19 protein-coding genes are annotated in these 22,614 nt (G+C 55.6%); 3 read left to right on the top strand and 16 right to left on the bottom strand.

What is annotated here, in order from left to right; translation table 11 throughout:
• Window positions 1-29 precede the first annotated feature (29 nt).
• From HMPREF2625_RS05700 to sdhC, 11 genes are all read right to left on the bottom strand, one after another.
• On the bottom strand, window positions 30-986 hold the full coding sequence (locus HMPREF2625_RS05700) for a Ppx/GppA phosphatase family protein (protein WP_070522803.1): 957 nt from the start codon (window positions 984-986) through the stop codon (window positions 30-32).
• Between the two features lie 141 nt (window positions 987-1,127).
• Window positions 1,128-1,715, bottom strand: a complete 588-nt coding sequence (locus HMPREF2625_RS05695; RefSeq protein ID WP_070522800.1) for a DUF501 domain-containing protein — start codon at window positions 1,713-1,715, stop codon at window positions 1,128-1,130.
• Window positions 1,716-1,787: 72 nt separating this feature from the next.
• Window positions 1,788-2,714: an FtsB family cell division protein gene (locus tag HMPREF2625_RS11045; protein ID WP_246826704.1), complete on the bottom strand. Its 927-nt coding sequence runs from the start codon at window positions 2,712-2,714 to the stop codon at window positions 1,788-1,790.
• Between the two features lie 324 nt (window positions 2,715-3,038).
• The gene (eno, locus tag HMPREF2625_RS05685; RefSeq protein WP_004006066.1) at window positions 3,039-4,322 is read right to left on the bottom strand and encodes a phosphopyruvate hydratase; all 1,284 of its coding nucleotides are present in this window, start codon (window positions 4,320-4,322) and stop codon (window positions 3,039-3,041) included.
• Window positions 4,323-4,786: 464 nt separating this feature from the next.
• Window positions 4,787-5,491 (bottom strand): nucleoside triphosphate pyrophosphohydrolase, encoded by a 705-nt coding sequence (locus tag HMPREF2625_RS05680; RefSeq protein ID WP_070522796.1) that lies wholly within the window; start codon window positions 5,489-5,491, stop codon window positions 4,787-4,789.
• A gap of 13 nt (window positions 5,492-5,504) precedes the next feature.
• On the bottom strand, window positions 5,505-9,083 hold the full coding sequence (locus HMPREF2625_RS05675) for a hypothetical protein (RefSeq protein WP_070522793.1): 3,579 nt from the start codon (window positions 9,081-9,083) through the stop codon (window positions 5,505-5,507).
• A 313-nt stretch (window positions 9,084-9,396) separates the two neighbouring features.
• Window positions 9,397-10,647, bottom strand: coding sequence for an amidohydrolase (locus HMPREF2625_RS05670; RefSeq protein ID WP_041321697.1), 1,251 nt, complete (start codon window positions 10,645-10,647; stop codon window positions 9,397-9,399).
• Window positions 10,648-10,930: 283 nt separating this feature from the next.
• Window positions 10,931-11,719, bottom strand: a complete 789-nt coding sequence (locus HMPREF2625_RS05665; protein WP_013398564.1) for a succinate dehydrogenase iron-sulfur subunit — start codon at window positions 11,717-11,719, stop codon at window positions 10,931-10,933.
• 1 nt (window position 11,720) lies between these two features.
• Window positions 11,721-13,484: a succinate dehydrogenase flavoprotein subunit gene (gene sdhA, locus HMPREF2625_RS05660; RefSeq protein WP_013398563.1), complete on the bottom strand. Its 1,764-nt coding sequence runs from the start codon at window positions 13,482-13,484 to the stop codon at window positions 11,721-11,723.
• Window positions 13,485-13,526: 42 nt separating this feature from the next.
• Window positions 13,527-14,012 (bottom strand): succinate dehydrogenase hydrophobic membrane anchor subunit, encoded by a 486-nt coding sequence (locus tag HMPREF2625_RS05655; RefSeq protein WP_070522790.1) that lies wholly within the window; start codon window positions 14,010-14,012, stop codon window positions 13,527-13,529.
• 3 nt (window positions 14,013-14,015) lie between these two features.
• Window positions 14,016-14,474 (bottom strand): succinate dehydrogenase, cytochrome b556 subunit, encoded by a 459-nt coding sequence (gene sdhC, locus HMPREF2625_RS05650; RefSeq protein WP_037231971.1) that lies wholly within the window; start codon window positions 14,472-14,474, stop codon window positions 14,016-14,018.
• A 333-nt stretch (window positions 14,475-14,807) separates the two neighbouring features.
• Between sdhC and HMPREF2625_RS05645 the strand changes: the two genes are divergently transcribed.
• Window positions 14,808-15,917, top strand: coding sequence for a mannose-1-phosphate guanylyltransferase (locus HMPREF2625_RS05645; RefSeq protein ID WP_013398560.1), 1,110 nt, complete (start codon window positions 14,808-14,810; stop codon window positions 15,915-15,917).
• A 185-nt stretch (window positions 15,918-16,102) separates the two neighbouring features.
• Window positions 16,103-17,419: a hypothetical protein gene (locus HMPREF2625_RS05640; protein WP_070522786.1), complete on the top strand. Its 1,317-nt coding sequence runs from the start codon at window positions 16,103-16,105 to the stop codon at window positions 17,417-17,419.
• A gap of 87 nt (window positions 17,420-17,506) precedes the next feature.
• Here HMPREF2625_RS05640 and HMPREF2625_RS05635 read toward each other — a convergent pair whose 3' ends face one another.
• From HMPREF2625_RS05635 to HMPREF2625_RS05620, 4 genes are all read right to left on the bottom strand, one after another.
• Complete coding sequence (locus HMPREF2625_RS05635; protein WP_070522785.1) at window positions 17,507-18,091, bottom strand: 2'-5' RNA ligase family protein; 585 nt, start codon at window positions 18,089-18,091, stop codon at window positions 17,507-17,509.
• Between the two features lie 17 nt (window positions 18,092-18,108).
• On the bottom strand, window positions 18,109-19,173 hold the full coding sequence (gene trpS / locus HMPREF2625_RS05630) for a tryptophan--tRNA ligase (RefSeq protein ID WP_070522782.1): 1,065 nt from the start codon (window positions 19,171-19,173) through the stop codon (window positions 18,109-18,111).
• An 80-nt stretch (window positions 19,174-19,253) separates the two neighbouring features.
• Window positions 19,254-20,102 carry an exodeoxyribonuclease III gene (locus HMPREF2625_RS05625; RefSeq protein ID WP_013398556.1) on the bottom strand — a complete coding sequence of 283 codons (849 nt, stop codon included), beginning with the start codon at window positions 20,100-20,102 and terminating at the stop codon, window positions 19,254-19,256.
• Window positions 20,099-20,533 (bottom strand): hypothetical protein, encoded by a 435-nt coding sequence (locus HMPREF2625_RS05620; RefSeq protein ID WP_246826702.1) that lies wholly within the window; start codon window positions 20,531-20,533, stop codon window positions 20,099-20,101. The genes HMPREF2625_RS05625 and HMPREF2625_RS05620 overlap by 4 nt, the downstream gene beginning before the upstream one ends.
• A 106-nt stretch (window positions 20,534-20,639) precedes the next feature.
• Between HMPREF2625_RS05620 and HMPREF2625_RS05615 the strand changes: the two genes are divergently transcribed.
• Window positions 20,640-21,476, top strand: coding sequence for a GntR family transcriptional regulator (locus tag HMPREF2625_RS05615; RefSeq protein WP_246822676.1), 837 nt, complete (start codon window positions 20,640-20,642; stop codon window positions 21,474-21,476).
• A 160-nt stretch (window positions 21,477-21,636) separates the two neighbouring features.
• Here HMPREF2625_RS05615 and HMPREF2625_RS05610 read toward each other — a convergent pair whose 3' ends face one another.
• Window positions 21,637-22,521, bottom strand: coding sequence for a bifunctional methylenetetrahydrofolate dehydrogenase/methenyltetrahydrofolate cyclohydrolase (locus tag HMPREF2625_RS05610; RefSeq protein WP_013398553.1), 885 nt, complete (start codon window positions 22,519-22,521; stop codon window positions 21,637-21,639).
• Between the last annotated feature and the right edge of the window lie 93 nt (window positions 22,522-22,614).

Below are 22,614 nucleotides of genomic sequence, written 5' to 3'. Positions count from 1 at the left end.
TACCGTCGTTGGGTGTTAGTTGTACATGCTTAACGTACCTGGGATAGTGCTATGCCGTCCAGAATGTCATGTTCGCTCACCGTCACAGAATCGATGTTTCCTTCGGTGATCTCACGCAGACGAGTCATGATACGGGCGTAAATGGTAGCCCCGGCGCCAATAACATCAACCCGACCGGGGTGCATATACCCCAGCGCGGCGCGCTCCTCGCGGGTCATAGAGCGCAGCATCTCTGCCGTTTTCTGCACCGTATCTACAGAGATGGAAGAACCGTTAATAACCTCGGAATCATAGGTCTTTAGCCCCAATGCCGCGGCGGCGATCGTGGTGGCAGTACCGGCAACGGCAACGGCCCGGGTAGCCTTTTCGAGAGGAACGCTCTGCAATACGCTGTCGATTGCCGCATCGGTGTCAGCTTCAACACGTTGAATCTGATCCGGGGTTGCAGGGGCAGATGCCATATGCCGTTCGGTCAGGCGCACACACCCGATATTTACGCTTCTTGCCGCCTGCACGCCGTCTTCGGTCCCAAGCACGAATTCGGTAGACCCGCCGCCCAGGTCAAAGACTACGGTCTTAGACTCATCGGCACCGACCGCCAGTACGGCGCCCGCAAACGACAGTTCCGCCTCTTCGTCGCCGGTAATCACCTCGGGTTCAATACCCAGAATGTCACGAATACCATCCATAAAAACCTGACGGTTTCCGGCATCGCGGGTGGCACTCGTCGCCACGAAACGAAGCTTCTTGACCTTGTGTTTACGCAAAAGTTTTGCGTATTCCCGCGTTGCGTCAAAAGTGCGGTCCAAGGCCTCTTGAGCAAGCCATCCAGTGGCATCAACTCCCTGCCCCAGGCGGACGATACGCATCTGCCGCACCACGTCGTTGAGACGGGTTACTGTGCGACCGTTAACGGTTTCGGTGCTGGCGTCAGCGATCAGAAGACGGATAGAGTTGGTACCGCAGTCAATTGCGCCAACACGCATAATGGGCTCCAATCCACGCAAGGCGTGAGGTTCTAAAGTTATCTAGCCTGCCGCAGATTAATGCGTCGAGCTACTTACATATTAGGTGCCCGTACCGGTTACAGTGAACGGCACGGGCAAAGTTCTTAAAAATGGCTGAAATTAGGCATCCCGCCATGATGGTTCACATGCGCAAACCTGCGGGGTCCACCAATCGGCGATCTCATCCAGACCCCAGTCCCCCATAGGGTTAATGCCGCGGCCCACCGCCAGGGTGTGACCAATCACGGCATGCAGGCATTTGACGCGCGTGGGCATCCCGCCCGCCGAAATATTCTCAATTTCGGGCACCTCATCGGTTCCGCTGATCAGACGTATGCGCTCACGCTCGGCTAGGTAGTTTTCGTGTGCTAGGGTGTATCGGTTCGCAAGTTCGGTATCGGCCGCGAGCGCATCGGTCATCTCGTACATGAGCCCCCCCGCTTCCAGGCGGGATGCGGCCGCAGTAATCGCCGGATGCGCCAGGTAAAACACGGTTGGGAACGGGTTCCCGTTTGATAGCCTCGGTGCTGTAGCGGCAACGAGCGGGTTACCGCATACACAGCGTGCGGGAATCTCAATAACATCCCGCACAGTACGGCCCAACTGTGCTGAGAGCACTCGGATATCTTGGTCGGTGGGCGTCAAGGTTTCTACGGTAACGCCGAAACCCTGCGGGGCGCGGTTTTTGAGGTCTTCTACAGTGCTCATAGATCTTTCTTGAAGAATCGGTACGTCAGGTTTTATCGTACAGCACGGTTCACGTGTACAGCCGTACCGGCGTTACTTATCAGCAGGTTTAGGCGAAGGAGCCTTACCATCGTTCAGGGACCCCCAAAGTTTGTTCGTCCACGAATCTTCGGGAGCATTTTTCCCGGAGGCAGAGGTGCTGTCAGCCCGGCCGTCATCCGAATCTATACCGGTGACTGTATACGGGGTATCGCCCGGCGCCACATAGAATAGACGGCTGCGGGCCTGCTGGCGCACATAGTCGTCGTCTTGCCACCAGGTTTTCTCGGCTTGAAGCTGCACGTTTTCCTGTTTGAGCTCAGCAATGCGGGCGCGGGTAGTGTTAATTTCTCGCTGCTGATCAACATAGTTAGTCAGCGGGTATGCGGTACCCAGCAGGAGCACCGCGATCATAATAAGAATGCCCAAAAATTTTCCGCTAAAGCGATGTGCCGCGACGGGAGTCTCATAATTCTCATCGTCATCGTGTTCGCGGTGGATGCGGCGTTCACGTGCATCGCGTTCCCTATCGGTACGATGTGCCCGGGTACGGGCGCCGAAGAAGCTGTTAGCGGCGCGCATCCAGGCGGGACGCTGCAAATACGAGCGGTCTTCAACGGTTCGATGGGTTGCGGTGCTGTGGGGTTCCTTTGCCGCAGGTGCAGAAGATTTGACGTTCGCGGACGTAGCCTGCCGCTCGTGTGCCTCACGATGCGCTGGCTGCGGGGGCGGCAGGGTGGCCTTCGAGCGCCGCGCAGTTGGCTTCTGCTGAGCCCGCTTATCTGCGGTGTTGGTCGTGCGGGATGAACCGGGTTTATGCGCCTTCTGCTTGCGGGCACGGGATTTACGGGCAGATGCTGGAGCATCAGAAAGACTTTCGCGCGCGGCGGCGGACTGGCTGCCACGTGATGTGCGACCTCGACGCGGTTCCTGCCCCGCCGGGCTTTTGCGTCGTTCACGTCCGTCGCGCTGAGCCATCATGTAGTGCTTTCCTTCCCTGCCCCTAAGTCTTTGATTACCATTCTAAGCTACCGTGAACGTTCAGACGGAGTTATCCCCCGAAAAAGTGATATACCCGAACTATTGCGAGTGCATTCCCCTAACCCCTAGGGAAAACTGAGCTATTAGATTCGGAGGGATACATGTTCAAGAGCCATAAAGCGCGCCGTCGTCATAGGCACCCTTATAGAGAGAGTCTACGAAGAAAAGTAGGAGATAAAAAATCTGGTGCTCTCGCAGGTCATGGACCAGTCGAGAGCACCAGATTATGATGTATACGGTTCTAGCCGTCCGTATATTATCGCGTTACGCCTTCTTGAAGCGGGGGAATGCTGACTTGCCAGCGTAAACAGCGGCATCGCCCAGTTCTTCCTCAATGCGCAGCAGCTGGTTATACTTTGCCACGCGCTCGGAACGTGCGGGCGCGCCGGTCTTGATCTGACCCGCGTTAGTCGCCACAGCAAGGTCGGCAATGGTGACGTCCTCGGTCTCACCGGAACGGTGCGAAACCATGCAGCGGTATTCGTTGCGCTGTGCCAGTTCCATAGCATCCAGGGTCTCGGTGAGCGAACCGATCTGGTTGACCTTCACCAGCAGAGCGTTTGCCGCACCCTCGTTGATGCCCTTCTCAAGGCGCTCGGGGTTGGTCACGAATAGGTCGTCACCGACGATCTGAACCTTGTCACCAATCTGCTCGGTCAGGGTCTTGTAGCCTGCCCAGTCGTTCTCGTCCAGCGGATCCTCAATGGAAACCAGCGGGTACTTCGCCACAAGATCAGCATAGTATGCGCTCATCTCTTCGGCGGACTTCTTCTGACCCTCGAAGTCATAGGCACCGTCGTTATAGAACTCGGAGGACGCAACATCCAGTGCGAGAGCAACCTGTTCACCGGGCTTGTAACCAGCCTTCTCGATTGCCTCGATAATGAGGTCAAGAGCCGCAGCGTTGGATTCAAGGTTCGGTGCGAAGCCACCTTCATCGCCCAGGCCGGTGGAGAGGCCACGGTCGTGCAGCACAGACTTGAGCGAGTGGTAGACCTCAACACCGGCGCGCAGCGCATCCGAGTAGTTCTCGAAACCGATGGGAGCAATCATGAACTCCTGAATGTCAACATTGGAGTCTGCATGAGAACCGCCGTTGAGGATGTTCATCATGGGAACGGGAAGCACGTGGGCGTTGGGGCCACCCAGGTACTTGTAGAGGGGAAGGTCTGCGGACTCTGCGGCTGCCTTAGCGACGGCCAGAGAAACACCCAGAATTGCGTTAGCGCCGAGTTTACCCTTGTTGTTGGTGCCGTCCAGAGCAATCATGGTTGCATCAACAGTACGCTGATCAGCGGCGTCGATACCGATAATTTCTTCCGAAATCTCTTCAATAACAGATTTGACGGCGCCCAGAACGCCTTTACCTAGGTATACGGACTTGTCGCCATCGCGACGCTCGACTGCCTCCCACTCGCCGGTGGATGCGCCCGAAGGCACAGCGGCACGTGCGAAAGCACCATCTTCGAGCAGAACCTCAACCTCAACGGTCGGGTTGCCGCGGGAATCCAAAATCTGACGGGCGTGAACTGCGGTAATAACAGCCATGAAATTGCTCCTTAGAGAGTACAGGATATGACGGCTCGCTCCTGTGATGTTGGGCGAGTCCCGTTGCCCTAAATTTTACCAAAACTCCCACACAAACACACTAGTTACCACGGGATTTTTTGCGATTCCTGAGGGTATCCAACACCTTTAGTCCCTTGTAAACTCGCCTCTCAAAAGTCATTCCCCCTGTGGACGCAGCATGTCCTCGCACCGCAGGCACCAATTCGAACCCCAACCGATAACGACAAAGTTCTTTATCACACTCTGCTAAAACGATTGAATATCTTTAGAATCGATTTCTGCTTCGCGCAACACAGATGGATGTTTAGTGCTTTATGCCCCACCCACGAATATAACCAGTGGCGCCCTATTTCAGGGCATAAAACAGGCACCTTTAGATGCGAAAGACTGTCGCCTCCAAAGATGCCTGATAAACCCTCTCCCCCGCTTCTGCGGCCACGAGGCTATTGGTTGTACTCAATAAACTTACGGGTATAAGTACGCAGGGCACGTTCCGCATCCAGCCCATTCTGCCGCGCGCGGCACACAAGCGAAAAAAGCAGCTCACCGAATTCTTCCTCACTATAGGTAAAAGGAAGATCATCGTCTAAGGAGGTAGGCTCCGGCGGCAGCACAATGTCGGCCTTGCGAGCCTTAGCAATTGTCTTCTCCGCTAGAGCCAGCGCAGGAAGATGAGGGGGAATGCCGTCAAGTGGACCTCGATCGGATTTTTCCGTCTTCTTAAGCTCATCCCAGAAAACCTGCTGTTCAGCGGCGGTCATCCGAGACTCGTCCGAAGAATCACTGAAAACATTCGGGTGCCGATCGTGAAGTTTCGCGTCCAGACCCTCGATCACCTGCTCGATCGTAAAGCCGCCCGATTCTGCCGCCGCAATATCGGCATGGAAGAGAACCTGAAGCAGAACATCGCCCAACTCTTCGCGTAGAAGCTGCAGGTTTGTACCCTCAGGTGCCTCGACAGCCTCCACGACCTCATAGGATTCCTCAATGAGGTATCGAATGAGGGACTGATGAGTCTGTTCGGCATCCCAGGGGCACCCGCCGGGGGCGCGCAGGGTTGCCATCGTCTGCACCAGACGCTCGAAGGCTTTCCCTGCGCGTGCGGCAACCTCAGCTACCGTTTTCTCAGAAGCTCTATCTTCATTCACGGGCGGGCTTCTCCTACATGCTCCAGTGAGTCAGAGCATTCGCCATATGCGCCGGAATCTTAGCCCCCAGACGCGGGAACATGCGCAATTCCTCTACGTAGCGATCGGCCTCAAGCTGGCGGGGGTACCGTACGAAAGCCTGCTCATTCGAGTAATCGAATGCAGACTGCACGGGCACGCCCGGGGTGAAGGTCAGGCTCATGGCGAGTGGCGACCCTTCACCTTCGCTGTAGGAATCGGCCTTGAGCGTGGGAATACCCAAATCTTCTTCCGAAACTAACTCGAAGGTTCGTACTTGCTCCCAGAATCCGTTGCGGCGCACGTGGGTGAGCACATCGTAGTAAGAGCCCACCGAGCGCACCCGGATCAACACGGTCGTTGCATCCTTGGCGCTGCCATTCTCGCCGAAAAGAGCTTCGGTCACCGGTGCCAGATGCTCGATCACCTTAGCATCGGTAAGTACTAGGTTACCCTCGGCAAGCGCATCGCCAGCGAGCACGGAGGAATGTGCCTGATGCGCGGGGGTATCCGGCTCGGCTTCTGCAGGAGGCAGATCTGCGGATTCATGCTGCGCGGTCTTACCGTTTACAGTTGATTCTCCGGACTGAGCAGCAACAGCGTATGCGGTCTGCGCGGCAGGCACATCCTGCTTATTCGACGCCGATTCCTGAGGCTTCGTATCGGTCGAGCCTGTCAGCGAGTCCTTCTCGACTTCGGGGACGAGAGCGAGGTCATCCACATGCTTGGGCAGTGCAGAGGAGCTGTCGGTACTGGTGGTGCCAGCCTGGGATTCCTTCACCGCAGCCTGAGTTACATTCGCGCTCTGATTCTCCGAGGTGTAACCCGCAGCAGTCTTGGCATCACTCTCAGCCTTGACGGTGCTTTCGGAATCAGCCGCCTTCTGTGAGTCCTCGCTCGTCTTATCAGCAGCGGACTTCAAGTCGGTGCCCGAGGTCTTCACCGCAGCGGAAGTATCCGCAGCGTCTTCCTTCGCGTTCGATGCAGTCTTCTTTGCTTCGGAGGATGCCACGATAGTCGCCAAAGCCGCCTGCATGCTGTTGAGTTCTTCCTCGTCTTCAGAAGATTTCTCAACCTTGGTTTTCTCTACCTCAGCTTCGGGGGTGGAGAAGTCGGAAGAGTCCTTGGCTGCAGATGCGCCAGAAACCGCCGATTTCTCGGATTTCTCGGAGACAGCACCAGCTTTAGCGCTGTCAATCTCGGTCTTGCTCTGCTCAGCAGCTTGAGCATCGTGACGACCGGTGACATTCTGCGGATCCGCATCATAATCGTATTCGTAGCGCGAATCCTCGCGGTCGCTCTTCGACGATGCCGCGATCCCGGCGGCTGTCACGCCTGCGGCGCCAAGGGTACCTGCAGCGAGCGCACTTGAACTGCTCTTGGTCGATTCTGCTGTAGCAGAATCAGACTTTGCAGTATCTGCCTGAGCCTTCGCCGAAACTTCCTGCTCCTTTTCGTGAGCGCCAGAGAGCTTCTTCTCGGAATCTACGGTATGTTCGGATTTCTCAGACTTCTGTGAATCTTGAGTATTGGCTTTGTCGGCATCAGCAGACTTGACGTTCTGGGTGTGGTTGTCAAGATCTTTCGCCTTCTGAGACTCAGCGGTCTTAGCTTGTTCATCGCTCTTATCCTGAGCGAGCTTTGCCTCAGATTCCTTCTGCGAAGAGGTATCATCGGCGGAATCAGCCAACGCTGAGGTCTTCGCGGTCGACGTTTTCTGAGCTGCAGCATCGGTGGATGCGGTGCTCTGGTCGGCGGAGGATTTTGCCGATTCGGCGCTTTTCGCTGATGAGTCTTTCTGTGAAGCCGAGTCTTTCTCGCTCGTTTCGAGAACGTAATCCGTGGTGTAGCTCGATGCATCGGCGGTGTTCGTGTACGAAGCCTGTACCGCTACTAGTCCGTTCTCGCTGGGGTTTGCTACCACGAGGGCACGGTTCCACACCCTGCCTGCGTCCTGGGCTCGCACGTAGAGCGAGGCAATCGACGAGAACCACGCATCGGTCGGAACCACAACACCCTGTTCGACTTCGCTGCCGCGATGGAAAATCCGGTAGTGCATATCGTCGCCCAGCTGGCGCAGTTCGTAGGACACCTTCCCGGAGCCGTATCCGCGCATCGCAGTTACGAGGTCGTGCAGCGGATTCTCGGGGGTGAGAACCTCCGCCTTTTCGTTCCCTTCAACGGATGCTGCCGCCGCATGCGATGATGCGGCTGCGGCGCCGTTCTGAGAGGCTTTTTCATCGCGCGTAGTTTTTTCGACGTCCTGCTTCTTGGAGTCTTTATCTGTGGAAGAGTGGGCTGAGACCTCATCGGCCACGGTCTTCTCGTGCTGTACAGCCACCTTTTCGGCAGAGGTCTTCTCAGCCGAAGTTTCGACGCTGCGATTCTTCTTGGGAGCCAAGGTTTCAGGGTCGTTACGGTCATCAAGATGTTTGGCGGAGCCCGTTGCCCCCGAGCCGACAAATTCGATCTTGTCGGACTTCTTCGAGGCTGACGGGGTGCCCGAAGACTCCAACCTGCTCGTCGCCTGAGCCTCAGGGCTAGGTGACTTTTTCTCGTGTGCAGAGGATTTTACATCCGAAGCAGATTCGGATTCTTGGGGTGTGGACTCAAGTGTAGACTTCGAGTCGGCATTCGCGGTCTTCTTATCGTTTGAATTCTTAGACTCAACACCGGGCGCGGGAACGAAAGCAGGCTTCTCTTCGGTGTCGGTTGGCACGACTCCTGCGGCAAGCTTCTCTCGCTCACGATCCTCAACGTTCGGAGTCTTGATATCCGCAGATTCTTTCTCTGCAGAAGAAGACGGGGTGGCAGCCGCATCGGCGTGTGAGGATATTGAGGAGGTATTCCCCTCGTGCTCGGTGCCGTATTTCGTCTCGTTAAATTCTTTAAGTGCGTCCTGCACGTTTTGTTTCTGGGAACCTGCTTCGGTCTGTACCGACGCAGTACCCGAAACCGATGCTGCGTTCGATGAGGGAACCGCAGTGGCGGAAGAGTTAGTCTCAAATGCATCCGCAGGCATACTCGTTGCACGGTACTCAGAAATCTGAGGTGCACGTTTCGGGGCGGAAGTATCGGGTGTCTGAGCTGATTCTTGTGTGAAAGAACCCTTCTGGGCGGCATCTGCGTTCGCAGCCTGTGAGGAAGCGCCCACGGTTTTCTTGCCTTCTGCTGAACCGGAAGTCCTAGCTTCGCCTGCTGTGGATGCCGAAGGCTCAGCAGAAGAGCCGCTGTGCTGCGCGGACTGTTTTAAAGCATCGACGTTAAGGTCAGAAGTATCTTTGCTCTTCTGCTCTTCCTGTTGCATGCGAGTGCTCTCAGCCTGCACAAACCGACGCAGAGAATTCTCCCAACGCTGCTGTTCATTCACACGTTCCGCGAGGGTACGATCCGATGCCTCTGCATCGGAGTTAGGGAGGGCGGATTTTACGTCGTCAGCCTGCGCTTCTGCCTCAGCCTGGGCGGCTTTCGCCTGCTCTTCCCACTTCTTCTTACCGATTCCAAAGAATCCCACAGAGTTCTCCCACTCGTCAGCTGTTCGGCGCCCCGCAATGATGCGGCGCGGTTCGGTCATCCCCTATAGTTTATCCTGCAAATGTTGTTCATGAGTGGGTATGACGCAGGTTTTGACGTTCATGCGCGGTTTAACACCGTTTTTTCTAGGGTAGACATCACTATTTTGGTTTTTCAGGCGCAATCCCACTCCCCCGGCAGATGCCCGCTATTTCGGCGATGCACCCGCACTTGACGTATTCCTCCTGCGACGAACCCCGTTCTTTCATAAAGTTTTCGTAAAGATTTGGCGGAGAGCCCCATAAATATTTCTCGGTGCTGCGTGCTTCGGCGCCAGTGCCCGGCATATCCTCTATTACAGGTTGTCCGTAATATTAACGCGCCTCATCCCGCACCGGGTTCGCGGCCTTCGCAGCCTTCGCGAGCTCAAAACGCACGGCACGCAACGCGGTCGCCGCCATCACGCGCACACCCACGCCAATCGCCTGCTCATTAGGAGCGTAGTCCCCCTGATGTAAGTCGTAGACAGGATCTTCCGGGGCGCGAGTTCCTAGGCGGAACATCGAGCCTGGAACCTCCTGCAGAATCCACGCGAAGTCTTCTCCGCCCATTGATTGCTCAACCAGCACGATGGACTCTTCCCCTAATTCGGCGCGCGCCGCGTTTTCCAACATGGTGGTTTCCGCGTCGGTATTGACGACCGGGGGCACGCCACGAATATGCTCAACCCTTGCCTGTACGCCGAAGGGAACCGCGACCTGCTCAATTACCTCGTCCAGCAGATTACCCGCCTGACGCCACACCTCAACATCCAGACATCTCATGGTGCCCGCCAAATAGCCTTCAGCGGGAATAGCGTTCGGGGCAACCCCGGCGCTCACCTGCCCCCACGCAACCAGCACGCCGGAACGCACATCGGTACGGCGCGTGAGCACGGAAGGAACCTGCACAGCAATCTGACTCATCGCGTAGATAAGATCCTCGGTCAGATGCGGCCGAGAGGTATGACCACCATGACCACTCAGGTGAATCTTAATCGTGTCTGAAGCACTCGTAATCGCCCCGATGCGCGTGCCAATTTTCCCCAGTTCGACCTTCGGATCGCAATGCAGAGCAAAAGCACGCGGGATATTGCGTAAAAGACCTTGCTCAATCATCTGCACAGCCCCGCCCGGCAACTGTTCCTCGGCGGGCTGGAACAGGATACGCACGCTGCGCCCCAGCGGAGTCTTTTCGTTCAGCTCGTGAAGCGCCAGAGCAACCCCGAGCATGACGGTCTGGTGAATATCGTGCCCGCAGGCGTGCATCACCCCGGGTATGGTCGATGAATAAGGCAGATCCGTCTGTTCGACGATGGGAAGCGCATCAATATCGGCGCGAAGAGCTAAAGCAAACGGTCCGTTTCCGATATCAACGTAGCAGCCGGTGCCTTCGCAGGCGATAGGGTTCAGCCCTGCCTCACGCAGCGTCGTCATAATGCGTTCAGTCGTTTTCACCTCGCGGAATGAGAGCTCCGGGGTGCGGTGCACCTCGCGGCGGAATTCCACAAGGGTAGGCATCATGCGAGCCACCCAGTCGTCGAAGACAGGGGTCGAAAGATCGTAACGTGAGTTTGCAAAAACCATAGTTCGAGAATAGCGCGAATCCGCAGCCAGTACACACCTTCCGGCTGCCCTCTTACGTTCGTTGAAGTTTTTGTACGCGACGTGACGAATCATCGCGTTGTGTGGCGGGTTTATGACATTGTGACGGATTGTGACGAGACTAAAACCGCCGCCTGCAGACGCGGAAATTATCTAGCGAGCATCAGTTCGTCCTAATATCGCAAACAAAAATGCGGTGTGGGCACACCAACCTTGCGCCCACACCGCATATCTTGTGTTTCTACGAGTTCTCCAACCGCTAGGCTTAGAGGGCTCGCGCCAAAATAGCCTGCTTGACCTCGGCAATAGCCTTAGTGATCTGAATGCCACGCGGGCAAGCCTCGGTGCAGTTGAAGGTTGTGCGACAGCGCCACACACCTTCTTTATCGTTGAGGATCTCCAAGCGCAGATCCCCAGCGTCATCACGTGAATCGAAGATAAAACGATGCGCATTCACAATGGCAGAAGGACCGAAGTACTGACCGTCCGTCCAGAAAACAGGGCAAGAGGAGGTACAAGCCGCGCACAGAATGCACTTTGTGGTGTCGTCGAATCGGGCACGTTCTTCCGCAGACTGCAGACGCTCACGTTCCGGTTCATTCGAGTCATTGATGAAGAAGGGCATGATCTCGCGGTACGCCTGGAAGAAAGGCTCCATATCGACAATCAGGTCCTTCTCACAAGGAAGACCCTTAATCGGCTCAACGATAATGGGCTTGGTAATGTCCAAATCCTTGAGCAGGGTCTTGCACGCTAGGCGGTTACGTCCGTTGATGCGCATCGCATCCGACCCGCAGATACCGTGCGCGCAGGAACGACGGAACGAGACCGACCCGTCGAGCTCCCACTTGATCTTATGCAAGGCATCCAGCACACGGTCGGTGCGGTACATAGTCAGATTGAAGTCATCCCAGTATGCTTTATCCGATACTTCGGGGTTGTAACGGCGCACGCGAATCGTCACGTCATAGGTGGGGATGTTCCCGGAGTCTGAACCGGACATACCTTCAAAGAGCTTGACCGATTCCGGTTCGGGAGTTTCGTGTTCAGCCATTTTAGTACTTACGCTCCTTGGGTTCGTAACGAGTGTAGACAACGGGCTTAGTATCAAAACGCAGACCCTGCACACCCTCAAACTCAGACTCGGGATCTAGATAAACCATCGAGTGCTTCATGAAGTTCACGTCGTCGCGCTTCGGGAAGTCCTCACGGTAGTGACCGCCTCGGGATTCCTGGCGGTGCAGCGCGCCCACCGACATCACCTTGGCAAGCTGTAGCAGGAAGCCAAGCTCAACGGCCTCCAACAGGTCAAGATTAAAGCGCTTGCCTTTATCCTGAATCGAGATATTTGCGTAGCGCTTTTCGAGCTCGTCAATGGCGGCGAGAGCCTTGCGAATGGTTTCTTCGGTACGGAACACCTGCATATCGGCTTCCATCACACGCTGCAGCTCGGTGCGGATAGCGCCAACCTTTTCGGTGCCCTGCCCGTCACGAATACCGTTGAGCATCGCGAGAGTGCGATCGGCAGCATCGTCCGGAACGGGCACAAACTCTGCGGAGGCTGCGTACTCTGCCGCGCGGCGGCCAGCACGCTTACCGAACACGTTAATATCCAGCAGCGAGTTGGTTCCCAAACGGTTTGCACCGTGCACCGACACGCAGGCAACCTCACCGGCTGCATATAGTCCTGGAATAGTCTCTTCGCTGTTGCGGTACACCTCAGTATCGTTGTTCGTGGGAATACCGCCCATCGCATAGTGCGCAGTGGGGAACACCGGAATAGGCTGGTGGTGCGGCTCAACTGCCAGATAGGTACGCGCGAATTCAGTAATATCCGGCAGTTTCTCGTCGATATGCGCGGGTTCAAGGTGAGTGAGATCTAGAAGCACATAGTCTTTATGCGGTCCACAGCCGCGACCTTCACGCACCTCGTTCGCCATTGCACGAGCCACGATATCGCGGGGAGCTAGATCCTTAATGGTCGGTGCGTAACGTTCCATGAAACGCTCACCCTCGGAGTTACGCAGAATACCGCCTTCACCACGGGCACCCTCGGTCACGAGAATACCCAGGCCCGCAAGGCCAGTCGGGTGGAACTGTACGAATTCCATATCCTCTAGGGGAAGACCTGCGCGCAGGGCGATTGCCATGCCGTCGCCGGTGAGGGTGTGCGCGTTTGAGGTGGTCTTGAAGATCTTGCCGCATCCGCCAGATGCGAAAATCACGGATTTCGATTGGAAAACGTGTACTTCGCCGGTTGCCAGGTCGTAGGAGACAACACCTGCAGGTCGGGGGTTTCCATTTTCGTCTTCTGACATAATGAGGTCGAGCACGTAGAACTCGTTGTAGAACTCGACATTGTGACGCACGCAGTTCTGGTAGAGGGTCTGCAGAATCATATGACCCGTGCGGTCGGCAGCGTAGCATGCGCGACGCACGGCGGCTTTACCGTGATCGCGGGTATGCCCGCCAAAACGACGCTGGTCGATGCGCCCCTCGGGGGTACGGTTGAAGGGAAGACCCATTTTTTCAAGGTCGAGCACGGCGTCAATGGCTTCTTTCGCCATAATCTCTGCCGCATCCTGATCGACAAGGTAGTCGCCGCCCTTGACGGTGTCAAAGGTATGCCATTCCCAGTTGTCTTCCTCAACGTTGGCTAAAGCGGCGCACATACCGCCCTGTGCCGCACCGGTGTGCGAGCGGGTGGGGTATAGCTTCGTCAGCACCGCGGTTCGTACGCGCTGCCCCGCCTCAATAGCGGCACGCATACCTGCGCCGCCAGCGCCAACAATCACTACATCGTACTTATGTACCTGCATGATGCTCTCTCTCGTATGTCAAAAATCTTTAGTGTTTTACCCTTAGTGGGCCGGGCAGAAGCTAGGCAGCAGATTAGCCGCCGCGCCCGAGGGGCAGGGATCAAAAGCAAAGATCGTGAGGGTTCCAACCAGCAGCACAAAAGTGGATGCTGCGAAGAGAATAATCTTCAGCCACACACGCACACGATCCTTTTCGGCGTAATCGTCAATGACCACGCGGATGCCGTTGGTGCCGTGGAGCATAGCCAGCCACAGCAGCAGCAGATCCCAGATTTGCCAGAAGGGGTTTGCCCATTTACCGCCCACGAAACCGAAGTCGATCGCGTGAATGCCGTCCCCCACCATGAGGTTCACGAAGAGGTGCCCGAAAATCAGGACAACCAACACGACGCCGGAGAGGCGCATCCCCAGCCAGGCGAACATTTCAAAGTTGTTGCGTTTGCTGGAAGAGCGGTTGTATTTCACACCATCAATCTTGTTATCGCGCAGGCGAGGAACCGAAACGCGTGATTTGAGTGGAGTAGACATAGCTTAGTGACCTCCAAGGTGTGAGAAGACGATCGGCAGGTGGCGAGCCGCGAATCCTGCAACGGTAATTGCCCACAGGAACAGAACAACCCACAGAATCTTAATGTGCGGGTAGGTAGCCTTTTGATTGATCTCGGGGGAACCGTCTTTGCCTTTGCTCATCACATGCTCGACTTTGGCGTTAGTAGCTGTTCCCCAAAAGTCGATAAGAATAATGCGAATACCGTTGAAGGCATGGTACACGATGGCTGCCACAAGCGCAGTCTCTCCCAGACCCATCACGGGGTTTTTGTAGAGACCGAGAACGCTATTGTATGCCTCGGGAGAGATACGGACAACGGCGGTATCAAGTACGTGAACCAGTAGGAAGAAGAATATAGCGATACCTGTCACACGATGAGCGACCCAAGACCACATGCCCCATCGGCCGCGGTACAGGGTCCCCTTTGAACTATTCAGCACTGAATAACCTCCTGTCGCCGCTGAGACGACGTCGGGGTCTGTGTGTTTAACCTCGGCGGGAAGCGCGCTCAGCAACTCCTGTGATTTCATATTGTTAGTTTCAAGATACCAGGTAATTCACAGGCTTATTGACACCTCGTCTCCTTATTTCACAAGAAACTACAAGGTTAATTACGAAATAGTTATTTTGCGATACCCCTCCGTGAGCTGAGTTCATGCGGAACTAATCTTTACCTAATGTGATGCATCTCTTGATATTTTTTATCTGAGACTTTCCTGGAAATCACTCTAAGAATTCGGCATATTACAAAAGCCCCCGGTATTCTGGAACTGATGAATACTGCATTAACCCGTTTCCGCCCGCTTATTCCAGCTGGCGGTGTTGGTTCGCGTTTGTGGCCGCTTTCACGTGCTCAGGCGCCGAAGTTCCTTCTCGACCTCACGGATTCAGGTAAATCACTCTTGCGTGATACTTACGACCGTCTCATTGATTTGAGCAACGGCTCCGTCATGGTCGTCACTGGCACTTCTCATGCCAACGCTGTAACCCAGCAGATTCCCGAATTACGAGCCTCCGACCTCGTCTTGGAGCCCTCCCCGAAGGATTCTGCAGCCGCTATTGGTTTAGCGTGCGCTATTATTCACGAGCGTGAACCGGATGCGATTATTGGTTCCTTCGCCGCTGATCACGTCATCAACCCCGTTGATGAATTTCAACGCGTGGTGACCGAGGCGGTTATCACGGCAGCTTCAGGAAAGATTGTCACTATCGGCATTACCCCCACCGAGCCGTCGAGCGCGTTCGGATATATCAGAGCGTGCACCCCACTGGGGCTTGCTCACGCACCGAACGCCCTTGCGGTCGAGTCTTTTGTTGAAAAACCCGATAGCGAAACCGCTCAAAAATACCTAGACTCCGGGGACTACACCTGGAACGCCGGCATGTTTGTGGCACCCGTATCCCTGATGCTGCAGCATCTCGAAAAGAACGAGCCCGAGCTTTACGCCGGGGTTATGAAGATCGCCAAGGCTTGGGATACTCCCGAGCGTGAGAGCATTATGGAACAGACTTGGGGCACTCTCCCCAAGACCGCAATCGACTACGCCGTTGCTGAGCCTGCCGCTGCTGCTGGCGATGTTGCGATGGTCCCCGGCTCCTTCAGCTGGGACGACGTGGGAGACTTTGATGCCGTTGCCCGTCTTAACCAAGAGAAGCATGGTGAAGGTCTCACAATTCTCGGTGACGAAGACAATGTGATCAATCAAGGCTGCAGCGGCATTGTTGTCGCGAACAGCAACCGCAAAATCTCGGTGATTGGTCTTGAAGATATCGTGGTGGTTGATACCCCCGATGCGCTCCTCGTCGCACCGCGTGAGCAGGCTCAGGCCGTGAAAGACACAGTTGCCGAGCTCAAAGATCGCGGCTTGGCTGATCTTCTCTAAAAGCGGCCATCGCTTAAATAACCACGCCGTATGGCGTTTATAACATTCTCAACACTCACTCATCGGGTGGATCGGCATGATATTCGCGCTGATCCACCCATTATTTATATCCCGGCTCTTACTTATTCAATAATGATTCTCATGTGTGATAGTCTCTGTGTATGTCCAACACACGAAAATCATTTTTGACGTCACTAAGTTCACTCGGTCTCGTATCCTCCCTGCTCCTTGCAGGATGCGCGGGCGGCACATCCTCTGCAGGCTCCTCAGAGCCTTCCGCAGGAGCGTCCTCAGGGGATTCAAACGCAAGCGCCTCGCAGTCTCCCATCGTTGAAGGCAAAGGCGCGTCAACCCGCCTAGCCATCACTTATGACGGCGGCGTGATGGTGTACGACGGTAAAGATATGAAGCTTCTGCAGGATATTCACAAAGATGGTTTCCTGCGCCTGAACGATGCGGGTGATAACCGCCATCTGATCGTAGCCGATGGATCCAGCTACACCTTCCTCGACACCGGCGTATGGTCGGTAGCACATGGTGACCACTCACACTACTACACCACCGCTCCCAGCCTCTCGACACTGTCGCTTCAGGCCGACCACACCGGGCATGTTATTGCCGATAACGGTAAGGTTGCGGCATTCGCAGACGGTACCGGTACCTTCGACGTATACGACCCCGCAAACCTGGTATCCAATAAACGCACAGCAACTAACCTTGAAACCAAGCAGGTTAAGCTCCCCAATCCTCACCACGGATTCGCTATTCCCCTACCTAATGAGCAGTACCTCGTAGCAGTCGGAGATTCCAAAACCCGCACGGGCGCAGCCGTGGTAGACGCTAACGGTAAGACCATAACGGAGAACAAGGAATGCCCCGGTGTACACGGCGAAGCTATCGCGCGGGATAATACCTTCACGATCGGATGCACCGACGGCGTACTCATCTACCGGGACGGCACTTTCACGAAGGTGACAAACCCTCAAGATCCCTATTCACGCTCAGGCAACCAGGCAGGAACGGCAGACTCCCCTTACGTTCTAGCGGATTATAAGACGGATAAGGACGCCAAACTTGAGCGCCCTGAGAAGTTTGCCATCATTGATACGGTCGCCCACACGCGAGAGGTATACTCACTCCCCAAAGGAGTCAGCTACACCTTCCGTTCCATGGGCCGCGGACCTAACGGCGAGGCTCTGCTGCTCACCACGGACGGTAAGCTGCGTATCTACGACCCAGCAAACGGCACCGAGCTTGGGTCTGTACAGATAATGAATACGTGGAGTGAGTCAGAAACTTGGCAGGATCCTCGCCCGGCATTGTGGGTAGACGGTAAAACCGCCTACGTGACCGACCCTGAGACGAAGAAGCTTCACGCGGTATCACTCTCGGATGCTTCTCATCCAAAGACCCTCATGAGCATTGATCTGCCGCAGGTTCCTAATGAACTCAGCGGTGTCTCTTCAGCGAATGCGGCACCCGTACCTGCGGACTCCCACTAGGAAGAAGTTAGAGAGCCCAAGCCCCGATACCTGAACCGGTATCGGGGCTTGCGCTGTAGGTACATATATCAAGATTGTGGGGCGCAGTTATGGCTTAAGAGATAGTGCTCCCAGAGGCTCCCAATCCGCGCCATCATAGGCATATACGTGCAGAGTATCTACCGTGAACGAGCGTTCTTGTTCTGGTAAATCGTCGAAAATCCGATGCGCTTGCCGCACCTGATCCGGCGTCAAAGAACGCCCCAAGGTAATATGCGGAACGTAAGGAAAAGGCGATGCCCACTGCCCTAACTCCTGCACGCACGCGCCATGAAGTTCGGCAAAAGTATCGGCGCCTAAGATAATGTCCAGATACTCCACCTCAGAGTTTGGGCGGAAGGTGCACACTCCCCCAGCGCACGCCTGCACCGCGCCAATTATGGCGAGTGAATGCGCCAGCGCATCCGAACGCCAGTCGTTCTCATTCTGCTCGGTCAGCTCACTAACATACACGGTCACATGATTACTCAAATCAGTGGGAAGAGTCATGCCGGTTCTCTTCTTCCAGTCAACAAGACGCTGCCCCAACGGTCCGTTCACGTGGGCGATCAGACTCAAATAACGCTGCCCGGGGTGAAGAGTGGGCGATTCCTCAGTGTGTGATAGATTCTCGCAGGTGTTCTTAACAGTCACAGCGTACCTCCTTCGGTCTAGCCGCGCTGTGCGGGCAAAAAACCCACTTTATCGTAGACATTCTCGATAGTAACAGTCGCTATTTCACGAGCTTTCCGAGCGCCCAATGCCAGCAAGCGGTCAAGCTCGGCGGGGTCCGCCATAAGCTCTAGGGTACGCTCACGCAGGGGCGAAAGTTTCTCGACCACAACATCCGCCAAATCAACCTTGAGATGACCGTACATCTTACCCTCATAACGTTTGACGAGAGAGTCGATACTCTCGCCGGTCATCGCGGAATAGATCGAGAGCAGATTAGAGACGCCAGGTTTCGCCTCACGATCATAAGCAATAACGGAGCCGTCGTCGGTCACGGCAGACTTAATCTTCTTCACAGTCGCCTTCGGCTCATCCAAAAGTTTGATAAGACCCTTATCGGAGGCGGCAGATTTCGACATCTTCGAGGTCGGCTCCTGCAAATCATAAATCTTGGCGGTTTCCTTCAAAATAATGGGTTCGGGCACCACGAAGGTTTCGCCAAAGCGCGAGTTAAACCGCTGCGCCAGGTTGCGGGTAAGTTCTAGGTGCTGGCGTTGATCCTCGCCCACTGGTACGCCATCGACCTGGTACAGCAGAATATCAGCCGCCATCAGCACCGGGTAGGTGAATAACCCCACCGAGGCGTTATCAGCACCCTGCTTCTGCGATTTGTCCTTGAACTGGGTCATGCGTGATGCCTCACCAAAACCCGTGAAGCAATTCAGTACCCAAGCAAGCTGCGCGTGCTCGGGCACCTGCGACTGCACGAAGAACGGGGAACGCGCAGGGTCAATACCGGCAGCAATATACTGGGCGGCGGTCAGGCGGGTGCGTTCGCGCAGGGACTGTGGGTCTTGGGGCACGGTAATAGCGTGCATATCGGGGATAAAGAACAGGCACTCGTTGGCGGGGTCCTCCTGCAGGGCAACCCAGTTGTTCACCGCGCCAATATAGTTGCCCAAATGCATCGAATCTGCGGAAGGCTGCGCACCGGAGTAGACACGCACACGATCCAAAGACGCATTGGGAATGAGTGATTTATCCTGTTTCTTTTCGTCAGACATGATAGATACTTTCTTCAAGGGGCGCACGATGCGGACGGCCGGTTAGCCAGCGCATCCGGCATCTTATCGGCGGGTGAATTCTAGAACTGATAATCGACGACGAGCGGCGCGTGATCGCTGAACCGTTCATCATAGGAGGCGGCACGATCGACCGTTGCTTCCACGGCTTTCGCGGCGAGCGCTGGGGTAGCCATATGGTAGTCGATGCGCCACCCGGCGTCGTTATCGAAGGCTTTGCCGCGGTAGGACCACCAGGTATAGGGCCCGGGCACCTCACCTGCGAGTTTGCGCGCCACGTCTTCATAGCCAATTTCGCCAAAGAATTTATCGAAGTATGCGCGTTCTTCGGGCAGGAAACCGGCGCGTTTCTGGTTTGCCTTCCAGTTTTTAATGTCGAGTTCGGTGTGTCCCACGTTGAGGTCTCCCACAATGAGCACGTGATCCGAGTGCTGAGCGAGTTCGGGCAGGCGCACGAGCATACGGTCGAGAAAGCGGTATTTGTCATCCTGGCGGGGCGTTCCAACCTCGCCGGAGTGCACGTAAGCGCTTACGACGGTCAGGGTTTCGCCGGTGGGCAGGGTGTAGTCCGCCTCAACCCAGCGGCCAGCGTCCGCGAAATAGTCTTCGCCGATCGTGGAGCGGGTAGCGACAGGCTGGTTTTTCAGAAGCTCACCGTTCGCATTGGGGTGCTTGCGGGTTGCCACCAGTACCCCGGCGCGTCCTTTGGCGGCGGCTTCGGCGTGCAGAATATTCCAGTCGTCTTCGTTGAGAAGTTCGCGCACGATCTTATCGGGGGCACGAACCTCCTGCAGGCAGAGAATATCAACGTCGCGGCCAGCGAGCCACGTGGCCATATCTTTCCTGTAGGCGGCACGAATACCGTTGACGTTCACGCTGGCGACGCGCAGAGTTTTAGCGGCGCGGCTCATTCTTCACCCCTCATTTCATCGTTGACCATTCCCATCCCATTGGACGCTGTGGTGTTAATAGTATCTAAAGCCCGCTCGATCATGGCGCGAGATTCTTCGCTGTCGTCCGTGAGGTAGTTGGCGATTTCGCGGGACTGCACAAGCACGATCTGAAAGCTGTGGGCAAGTTTATCGGCAAGCATCGCATCCGATTCTTCACGGTGGATGCGGCTAAATTCGGCACGATCCTGTTTGATGGATACCAGCACGATACGCACTAAGTAGACGGCGAGCGCCAGCCATCCAAGAATAAGCCCGGCCAGGATCCAACCGAGCACGCTGTTGGCGTTGAAAATTGCCAGAACGAGAAGAAGTACTAGGAGCCCAACGCCGATGCAGGACCCAATAATGGCTTTACGCACGGAGGCGTTATCGGAGTCGGCGGTGGTCACAGAATTTTGCTCGCGTGTGTGCATAACATCAATTATGCCAGGATAAATGCCTCGACATACACGTAGTGCAACGCTTTTAGGGCCGGATAGGCGTAAACTATCTGTGATGACTCATTCACTCAACTTTTCAGGTTCTGTCTCTAACTCGGGTTCCCACGAGGCACCCGAGGCTTCTGCACGTGGTTCTATGATGGAGAACGCTGAGGAACTTCACGACGATCCCACCATGCTACCGCCGGTTCCTGGCCCTAAATATGAGCAGGTTATTCGCTACCTAGAACAAAAATATGTAATCCCGGGTTCTCCCGGAGATAAACTCCCGACTGAACGCGCTATTCAGGAGAAGTTCAAGGTAAGCCGCCAGACGGTGCGCAATGCTATCAAGGCTCTACTGGAGCGCGGTCTTATCTATAACGTTCAGGGTTCTGGAACATACGTTGCCGATCGTTCTCAGGGAAGCTACATTCCGCGAGTATGCTCGTTCGCCGAAGATATGGAGCGGCGCGGGCTGCAGGCTTCAACCAGAATGCTTTCAACCCAGTGGGTTGAGGTGACAGAAGAAATTTCACGTTATTTGAGTGTCACCATAGATTCTTCGGTGCTTTTGGTTAAGCGTTTGCGCTTGGCTGAGGGTGAGCCTATCGGTTTTGAGCTCGCCTATTTGACACCTGAGGTTGCAACATGCCTGCTTGAAACGATGGCCTCTGGCGGTTCACGCAAAGATCCTCACGACCATTGCGAGTACACAATCGAACACGGCATGATGCGCATGGAAGCAACCCTGATGACCGAGGCGGATGCGGAAGCCTTCAATCATCTGCCAACCGTGGGTGCCGCTGCTTTCAAGGTGACCACCACCAGCTATACCTCGCAGGGTTCACCCGTTGAGCACAGCGTGACGCTCTATAAAGGGGATGCCTATTTTTACGAGATGCTGCTGTAAAAAACTCCACAGCAGGCATAAGACGTGCGATAACAGTGCCCGAGTGCGACAACAATATGCACCCGGGCATTGTCGTACCTAGCGTGTTTCACAATGGCGCGCGGTTATCCTCAGAGCCCTCTCGCGTGCTGCGGCATGGAACGTTGAGCTGACGGCCAGGCTAGTTCTTCGCTGCCTGACGTTCTGCGGTCTCTACGACATTCACCAGTAGCTCTGCGCGGGTCATGGGACCCACACCGCCGGGGTTCGGGGACACCCAAGATGCCTTCGCGGCCGCCTCGGGGGAAACGTCGCCGAAGAGTTTCTTCTTACCGGTTTCGGGGTCTTCGGCACGGGAGACTCCCACATCCAGCAGAATTGCGCCGTCCTTCACCTGATCCGCTTTGAGCACATGCGGCACACCCACGGCGGCGACAATCACATCCGCCTGGCGCAGAACCTCGTCAAGGTTCTGGGTACCGGTATGCGCCAAGGTCGCGGTTGCATTGATCTCACGGCGGGTCAGCAGCAGCCCTAGAGGACGACCCACGGTAATACCGCGACCGAGCACAACCACATTCTTACCGTTCCAGTCGATACCGTGGCGTTTCACCAGCTCAATCACACCGTTCGGGGTGCACGGCAGGGGTGAATCCAACGGCTCCGAAACGTTCAGCACCAGCTTGCCAAGGTTAGTGGGGTGCAAACCGTCCGCGTCCTTCTCAGGCGCGATCTTCTCCAAAATACGGTTAGTATCCAGGTGCTTGGGCAAGGGAAGCTGCACAATATAGCTCGTGCAGGCAGGGTCGTGATTGAGCTTATCAATCTCGGCTTCAAGCTCTTCCTGAGTAATATCGGCAGGCAGATCCACACGGATCGAGTTAATGCCGATCTCCGCGCAGTCGCGGTGTTTAGCGCCCACATAGGAGTGTGAGGCGGGATCATCCCCCACGAGTACCGTTCCCAAACCGGGGGTAATGCCCCGTGCTTTGAGCGCCTCAACGCGCTCAGTCAGCTCGGATTTAATGGCGGCTGCGGTTGCCTTACCATCAAGAATCTGCGGCATAGCAGTTTTCCTTTCTCTTCACGTCACGGATTCATCCGTGAAAGATGTACATAGGCAAAAGACCCCGCAGACGCTTTACGAAGCGTACAACGG

The organism is Rothia sp. HMSC064D08 (genome assembly GCF_001809525.1).
In the GTDB taxonomy this organism is placed as follows: Bacteria; Actinomycetota; Actinomycetes; order Actinomycetales; family Micrococcaceae; genus Rothia; species Rothia dentocariosa.
The sequence above is the reverse complement of the archived record's forward strand: the minus strand, read 5'-3'. Positions and strand labels throughout refer to the sequence as shown.